General features: G+C 72.3%; 4 protein-coding genes. 1 reads left to right on the top strand and 3 read right to left on the bottom strand.

Annotation, left to right across the window (positions count from 1 at the left end):
• Positions 1–103: 103 nt before the first annotated feature.
• The 3 genes from ACFRAR_RS37980 to ACFRAR_RS37990 all read right to left on the bottom strand — a co-directional run bounded on the left by ACFRAR_RS37980 (position 104) and on the right by ACFRAR_RS37990 (position 3,685).
• On the bottom strand, positions 104–862 hold the full coding sequence (locus ACFRAR_RS37980; protein WP_380704898.1) for a transglycosylase SLT domain-containing protein: 759 nt from the start codon (positions 860–862) through the stop codon (positions 104–106).
• A 433-nt stretch (positions 863–1,295) separates the two neighbouring features.
• Positions 1,296–2,630: a PhoH family protein gene (locus tag ACFRAR_RS37985; protein WP_380704900.1), complete on the bottom strand. Its 1,335-nt coding sequence runs from the start codon at positions 2,628–2,630 to the stop codon at positions 1,296–1,298.
• Between the two features lie 260 nt (positions 2,631–2,890).
• Positions 2,891–3,685: an isoprenyl transferase gene (locus ACFRAR_RS37990; protein WP_380704902.1), complete on the bottom strand. Its 795-nt coding sequence runs from the start codon at positions 3,683–3,685 to the stop codon at positions 2,891–2,893.
• A 401-nt stretch (positions 3,686–4,086) separates the two neighbouring features.
• Here ACFRAR_RS37990 and ACFRAR_RS37995 point away from each other — a divergent pair, with 401 nt between their 5' ends.
• A complete protein-coding gene (locus ACFRAR_RS37995) occupies positions 4,087–5,694 on the top strand; it encodes a chitinase (protein ID WP_380704904.1) in 1,608 nt (535 codons plus the stop codon).
• Positions 5,695–6,013 lie beyond the last annotated feature (319 nt).

Raw genomic sequence — 6,013 nt, forward strand, 5'->3', positions numbered from 1 at the left:
CCGCGGGCGGGGAGAAACGCCACGGCCCCCGGCCGTCCACCCGAGCAGGGCGGACGGCCGGGGGCCGTGCGAACCGCGCCGCCGTGGACGGCGGCAGCCGTTCCTAGTACCAGTTGTGGCTCTGCCAGAACGACCACGCGCCACAGGGGCTGCCGTAGCGGCTGTTCATGTAGCTGACGCCCCACTTGATCTGGGTGGCCGGGTTGGTGCGCCAGTCGGCGCCGGCCGTGGCCATCTTGTTCCCGGGCAGCGCCTGGACCAGGCCGTACGCGCCCGAGCTCTTGTTGGTCGCGGTGTAGTCCCAGCCGCTCTCGCGCTTCACGATCTGGCTGAAGCACTGGAACTGGGCGTCGTTGCCGACGATCTGCCGGGCCAGGTCCTGGACCGAGCCGGAGCTGACCGAGGTGGCGGGCGCGCTGTCGTCGACCGCGGCCATCGCCGAACGCGACTTGGAGCGGTTGGCGGCGGCCTCGTCGGCCTTGCGCTTGTCGTCCGCGGCCTTGGCGGCCTTCTCCGCGTCGGCCTTGGCCTGGGCATCGGCCTTCGCCTGGGCGTCCGCGGCGGCCTGCTGGCGCGCGGCCTCCTCGGCGGCCTTCTGCTCCGCGGCGGCCTTGGCGGCGGCGTCGGCGGAGGCCTGCTGGGCGGATGCCTGCTGGCCGATGTTGTCACTGATGGTCTGCGCCTGGGCGCCAGAGGGGACTTCGGCAAGCAGCGTCGCGCCGGCGACGTCGACCGTCTGCGTGGTCTTGCCCTCGCTGCCCGAGGCCATGCCGACGACGGCACCGACAGCGGTGACGGCGGTGGCGGAGGCCACAGCGACTCCCCGGACCGAGATCCGAGTCACATGGATTCCTTCCAGCATCGCCCACGCGTGACCGTGCGGACGCAAGATGCCCCTTGGCACGGACCTCCGTACGGTGCTCTGGTCACGGGAGGTGCTGGCCCGGCGTCCGGCCGAGGTGAGGCGACCGGGCGTTGGAATCGGGCGGCGTACAGCTCAACGGTCTTCAATTGTGCGTCCACCGACCGGAGTTGGCGGACCTTCCGGGGCCTGACTTCCGGAGTCCGGAAGCCCTGCCGCGCCGTACGCGGGGCCTGACAGAACCCTCACCATGCCGCACCGGGCACGGTCGACGCAATTCCCGCCCGCGTGGCGCATGTCACATCCCCCGTACGGCAGTTCCCCGGACGGAAAGCACTCGATGTGATGAAACGAGTGGGGCCCGCTCCCTCAGGAGCGGGCCCCCGGCCGCGAATTGACCGTATTGTCCTACTACGCCCCGGTCAGGGCCGGATCACGGGTTGATGTCCTCCAGCATCTCCGTGACCAGCGCCGCGATCGGCGAACGCTCCGAGCGGGTGAGCGTGATGTGGGCGAAGAGCGGATGGCCCTTCAGCTTCTCCACCACCGCCACCACGCCGTCGTAGCGGCCCACCCGGAGGTTGTCCCGCTGCGCCACGTCGTGGGTGAGCACCACCCGCGATCCCTGGCCGATCCGGGACAGGACCGTCAGCAGGACGTTCCGCTCCAGCGACTGCGCCTCGTCCACGATCACGAAGGCGTCGTGCAGCGAGCGCCCCCGGATGTGGGTCAGCGGGAGCACCTCCAGCATCCCGCGGGCGATGACCTCCTCGATCACGTCCGGGGTGGTGACGGCGGAGAGGGTGTCGAAGACCGCCTGGGCCCAGGGGCCCATCTTCTCCGCCTCGCTGCCCGGCAGGTAGCCGAGCTCCTGGCCGCCGACCGCGTACAGCGGCCGGAAGACCATCACCTTGCGGTGCTGCCTCCGCTCCAGAACCGCCTCCAGCCCCGCGCACAGCGCGAGCGCCGACTTCCCGGTGCCGGCCCGGCCGCCCATCGAGACGATGCCGACCTCCGGGTCGAGCAGCAGGTCCAGCGCCACCCGCTGCTCGGCGCTGCGCCCGCGCAGCCCGAACGCCTCGCGCTCGCCGCGCACCAGCCGCACCCGGCCGTCGCCGGTGACCCGGCCGAGCGCGCGGCCGCGCTCCGAGGTCAGCACCAGCCCGGTGTGGACGGGCAGCTCGGCCGCCCCGTCGACGTCCACCCCGGCGTCGTGGCCGGACGCGAACAGCGCGTCCACCTGGTCGGCCGGGACGTGCAGCTCGGACATGCCCGTCCAGCCGGAGGTGATCGCCAGCTCGGCCCGGTACTCCTCGGCGAGCAGGCCCACCGAACTGGCCTTGATCCGCAGCGGCAGGTCCTTGGACACGACGGTGACGTCGTAGCCCTCGGCCTGGAGGTTGCGTGCGACCGCGAGGATCCGGGTGTCCGCCTCTCCGCCGCCGGCCCGGTAGCCGACCGGCAGTATCGACACGTCGGAGTGGTTGAGCTCGACCCGGATGGTGCCGCCGAGCTCGCCGACCGGGATCGGCTCGTCGAGCCGGCCGTGGCGGATGCGGTAGTCGTCGAGCAGCCGCAGCGCCTGGCGGGCGAAGTAGCCCAGCTCCGGGTGGTGCCGCTTGGCCTCCAGCTCGGTGACGACCACCACCGGGAGGACGACCTCGTGCTCCTCGAAGCGGGTCATGGCGAGCGGGTCCGCCAGCAGCACGCTGGTGTCGAGAACGTACGTGCGCCGGTCTGGTGTCCGGCGGCTCTTGGAACTGACCACTAGGCCTCCAGAGCGGATGACCCTGCGTCATCCGCGTCCAGCCGGCCCCCGCTGCCCCGGTGGCCTCGGGGCCGGACTGACTGGAGTATTCCCAGGCGGGGAACGGTGCATTCGCGCCCCCGGCGAACTGACGGATCATTGCCGGTGAACGTTTGGCCTCGCGTCGGCGCCGGGTAGGCCAGGCCTACGGCGGTCATTTTCCCCGCGGGCCCGGGGCCGGGGCTCCGGTCGGGCCGACGGCCCGGGGCCGGCAGCCGGGGCTACAGCCCCATCCTCCGGTTGCGCTGCTCGAACGCCCGCAGCGCGCGCAGGAAGTCGACCTTGCGGAAGGCCGGCCAGTACGCCTCGCAGAAGTAGAACTCGCTGTGCGCGCTCTGCCAGAGCAGGAAACCGGACAGCCGCTGCTCGCCGGAGGTGCGGATGATCAGGTCCGGGTCGGGCTGGTCGCGGGTGTACAGGTGCTCGGAGATGTGCTCGACGGTCAGGATCTCGGCCAGCTGCTCGATCGAGGTGCCCCGTCCGGCCTGCTCCTGGAGCAGCGAGCGGACGGCGTCGGCGATCTCGTGCCGGCCCCCGTAGCCGACCGCGACGTTGACGGTGATCCCGTCGATGTCGGAGGTCTCGTCGGCGGCCCGCTTGAGCACGTCGGCGGTGTGCTGCGGGAGCAGGTCCAGCGCGCCGACCGGGTTGACCCGCCAGCGGCGGGCGGCGGCCAGGCCGGTGACGGCGTCCTCGATGATGCCGAGCAGCGGGACGAGCTCGTCGGCCGGGCGGTCCAGGTTGTCGGTGGAGAGCATCCAGAGGGTGACGACCTTGACGTGGGTCTCGTCGCACCAGCCGAGGAACTCGCTGATCTTGTCGGCGCCGCGCTGGTGGCCGTACGCGGTGGAGCCGCCGGTCGCCTTGGCCCAGCGGCGGTTGCCGTCCAGGATCACGCCGATGTGGCGGGGGGTGCGCGCGAGGTGGACCTCGACCCGTCGGCCGTAGAGCCGGTACATCCCGCCGAGCACGGTGCGCAGCCCCGGCGTCCGTTCGGCGACATCGCGCAGACCCATCTTTCCCGGCCCCTCCGTGCTCGTTCAACTGGTGCGTCTCCGCCCCCGGCGCAGCCTACTCCCGCCCGCAGGTGCTCGGTGAAGCCGCAGGTAGCGGTCTTGTCACGGTCCTGTACGAAGTCTGTCCCGACCGGCGTGTCAGGGGTCGTCGGGGCGGGCCGCGGGGGCGTCGCGGGGCGTCTTTGTCGCGGACACGGAACGGTCTCCGAATCCTTAACGGAACCGTAAGCCGTTCGTCCGATGCTTGACGACCCGCAATGGTCTAGTCCAGCTTTTGATCCGGGACGAAACGAATCCTCCCCTCGTCCCACTGGCTCACCTCCGACGCAACAGCCCTCCCCCACACGCGGCCGCCGCGCCCCCCACCGCGGCGGCCGCTCCTCCCCCAGGAGCGTCACCCCATGGCCCGTACGCTGAAGCAGCCCTCGCACAAGCGCCGACGCAGCCCCCTCCCGGCCGTCGCGGCCGGCGCCACCGCCCTCGCCCTGGCCGGCAGCGGTCTCGCCCTCTTCGCCGGCGGTGCCAGCGCCGCGGTCGGCAACCTGGTCGCCAACGGCGGGTTCGACAACGGTCTCGCGGGCTGGGCCTGCACCGGCGCCGCGACCACCGTCTCCTCCCCGGTCCACTCCGGCACCGGCGCGCTCCAGGCCACCCCGGGCGCCGGCGACACCGCCGAGTGCACCCAGACCATCAGCGTGCTGCCCAACACCAGCTACACGCTGAGCGCCTGGGTCCAGGGCTCGTACGCCTACCTCGGTGCGCGTGGCACCGGCGGCACCGACCCGTCCGTGTGGTCGAACCAGAGCAGCTGGAACCAGCTGTCCACCACCTTCACCACCGGGGCGAACGCCACCAGCGTCACCGTCTACCTGCACGGCTGGTACGGCCAGAGCGCCTACCTGGCCGACGACGTCGCGCTGGTCGGCCCCGGCGGCACCGGCACCCCGTCGCCGACCCCGACCCCCACCGCGACGCCCACGCCGACCCCCACCCAGACGGCCACCGCCTCCCCGACGCCGACCACGACGCCCACCCCGACCCAGACTCCGACCCCCACCGCGACGCCGACCACGACGCCCACCCCGACCACCACCCCGAAGCCGCCGACCGGCGTGCCCGCCCACGCCATCACCGGCTACTGGCAGAACTTCGACAACGGCGCGACCGCCCAGCGCCTGAGCGACGTCCAGAGCGCGTACGACATCATCGCGGTCTCCTTCGCCGACGCCGTGCCCACCCAGACCGGCGCGATCAGCTTCACCGTGGACCCGGGTCTGTCCAAGGCGCTCGGCGGCTACACCGACGCCCAGTTCCGCGCCGACATCAAGGCCAAGCAGGCGGCCGGCAAGAAGGTCATCCTCTCCATCGGCGGCCAGAACGGCGCGATCAGCGTCGGCAACGCCACCGCCGGCGCCAACTTCGTCAACAGCGCCTACGCGATCATCAAGGACTACGGCTTCGACGGCATCGACGTCGACCTGGAGAACGGCGTCCAGGCCGGCCCGCTCGGTGACGCGCTGCACGCCCTCCAGGCCAAGGTCGGCTCCGGCTTCGTCCTGACCATGGCCCCCGAGACCATCGGGATGTACAGCACCTCCGGCGCCTACTTCCAGCTGGCGCTGAACACCAAGGACATCCTCACCGTCGTCAACACCCAGTTCTACAACTCGGGCGGCATGAACGGCTGCGACGGCAAGGTCTACACCCAGGGCACCATCGACTTCATCACCTCGCAGGTCTGCACCCAGATCCAGGGCGGCCTGCGGCCGGACCAGGTGGGCATCGGCGTCCCGGCCTCCAGCAGGGCGGCGGGCGGCGGCTACGTCTCCCCGACCGTGGTGAACAACGCGCTGGACTGCCTGGCCACCGGCAGCAACTGCGGCAGCTTCGTGCCGCCGGCCAAGTGGCCCACCATCCGCGGCGCGATGACCTGGTCGACCAACTGGGACGTCAACAACGGCAACGCGTTCTCCAACACGGTCGGCCCGTTCGTCCACAAGATGCCGTAACCGGCCCGGGGTCCGCGGGGCCCCGGCCACCAGAGCTCAACTCCCCCGGCGCGCCGCTCCTTGAGGGTGGGGCCTGCGCGTCGGCGGCGGGGCCCGCCGTACCGAACCGGTACGGCGGGCCCTTCCGTTCCTCTCCCCTTCCATGACCGCCGGGCTTCCACGACCGCCGGGCTCCTATGACCGCCGGGCGCGCCGCACGGCGCTTCCGGTCGTCCGGGGGCGGGGGGGGGGGGGCCGCCCGGCCCGCCGGGGGGCGGCCGGCGCGCCAGGGGCAGGCGCGGCGGCGGGTGGGGGGCGCGCGCCGCCCGCGGGGCGGGCG

Origin of the sequence: Kitasatospora sp. NPDC056651, assembly GCF_042792155.1 — a bacterium.
Classification (GTDB): domain Bacteria; phylum Actinomycetota; class Actinomycetes; order Streptomycetales; family Streptomycetaceae; genus Kitasatospora.